The 1,569-nt window shown below is 75.3% G+C and carries 2 protein-coding genes and 1 tRNA gene; all 3 read right to left on the minus strand.

The annotated features are described in order from the left end of the window. A partial coding sequence (gene selA, locus LCD31_RS28715) for an L-seryl-tRNA(Sec) selenium transferase (RefSeq protein WP_224963314.1) occupies window positions 1–963 on the minus strand: 963 nt, incomplete at its 3' end. A gap of 51 nt (window positions 964–1,014) precedes the next feature. Further along, window positions 1,015–1,410, minus strand: a complete 396-nt coding sequence (locus LCD31_RS28720; protein WP_224963315.1) for a DUF5313 family protein — start codon at window positions 1,408–1,410, stop codon at window positions 1,015–1,017. Window positions 1,411–1,461: 51 nt separating this feature from the next. Then, a tRNA-Sec gene (locus LCD31_RS28725) sits at window positions 1,462–1,557 on the minus strand. Window positions 1,558–1,569 lie beyond the last annotated feature (12 nt).

Raw genomic sequence — 1,569 nt, forward strand, 5'->3', positions numbered from 1 at the left:
GCCGCGGATGGTGGCTTCGAGGGCGGCGAGGGTGAGCTTGTCGACGCGCAGTGCGCGGGCCAGCGGGTGCCGTCGCAGCCGGGTGATCAGGTCGGTGGTGCCGAGCAGCAGGCCGGCTTGGGGGCCGCCGAGGAGTTTGTCGCCGCTGGCGGTGACGAGGTCGGCTCCGGCGGCGAGGGTGCGTTGCGCGTCGGGTTCGGCGGGCAGTTTGGGGTGCGGGTGCAGCAGGCCGGAGCCGATGTCGGCGACGACGGGTGCGGGCAGGGTGCGGAGTTCGGCGACGGCCACGTGGGCGGTGAAGCCGGTGATGCGGAAGTTCGAGGGGTGGACCTTGAGCACGAATCCGGTGTCGGGTCCGATGGCGTCCTGGTAGTCGGCGAGGTGGACCCGGTTGGTGGTGCCGACTTCGCGCAGTCGCGCGCCGGTGGCGGTGAGCAGGTCGGGGATGCGGAATCCGTCGCCGATCTCGACGAGTTCGCCGCGGGCGAGCACGATCTCGCGGCCCGCGGCGAGGGCGGTGGCCGCGAGGGAGAGGGCGGCGGCTCCGTTGTTGACGACGTGGGCGTCTTCGGCGGCGGGTACGGCGTCGATCAGGGCGTCGCGCGTGCCGCGGCCGCGGGGGCCGCGTCGTCCGGTGGTGAGGTCGAGTTCGACGTCGCTGGTGCCCGCGGTGGCGCGCACCGCGTCGATGGCGGCGTCGGAGAGGGGGGCGCGGCCGAGGTTGGTGTGCAGCAGCACTCCGCTGGCGTTGATGACCCGGCGCATGCCGCAGGCGGTGTCGGGGAGTGCGGCGCGGGCGGCGGCGGCGACCTGCTCGGGTGGCAGGTGGCCGTGGCGGGCCTGCTGCTGGGCGTCGTGCACGGCGCGGCGCACCACGTCGTGGCCGAGCCGGTCGGCGGCGCCGTGCAGCAGGGGGTCGGCCAGCACCCGGTCCGTGGCGGGGATCCGGCGGCGCGCGTCCATGCGGCGCAGCCTAGGAGCCCGGCGGGGGTCGTGCTGCGCGCGATCGCGTGATCAGGAGTGTTCGCCGCGCCAGGTGGCGCGGTAGCGGGCGGCGGCGTCGGCGTCCAGCTGGGAGCGCACGGCGGAGGCGTGGCCGGGCGGGAAGCCGTGGCGGGCGAGGCGGGCGTCGACGCTCTCCACCGAGCTGGTCAGCACGATCCGCAGCACCACCAGCACGCCGAGCAGCACGGAGCCCAGTGCGATCGGCCAGGATCCACCGGCCCACCACAGCACGCCGAACAGCAGCGCGATCAGCGGGAGCACGTGCAGCAGGCCGCGCAGGCAGACCCGCAGCACCCAGGTGGAGCAGGTCGCGTCGCGCAGCACCCAGTCGCGGTAGGTGGGGGGCAGCGTGCCGCCGTACTGGTAGTACAGCCAGCGCACCGGTCCGGGCCGCTCGATCACCACGGCGGGCAGTGTAGTCGGCGTGCGGTGCTGGGCCGGTGGGTGCTGGGCCGGTGGCGGAGGCGGACGGGAATCGAACCCGCCTGGCCGAGGTGCTCGGCCACGTCGGTGTTGAAGACCGCGGGGGCCACCAGGCGCCCTGACGCCTCCTCCGCCCGGCGG

It is taken from the genome of Saccharopolyspora sp. 6M (assembly GCF_020176775.1).
Classification (GTDB): Bacteria; Actinomycetota; Actinomycetes; order Mycobacteriales; family Pseudonocardiaceae; genus Saccharopolyspora_C; species Saccharopolyspora_C gregorii.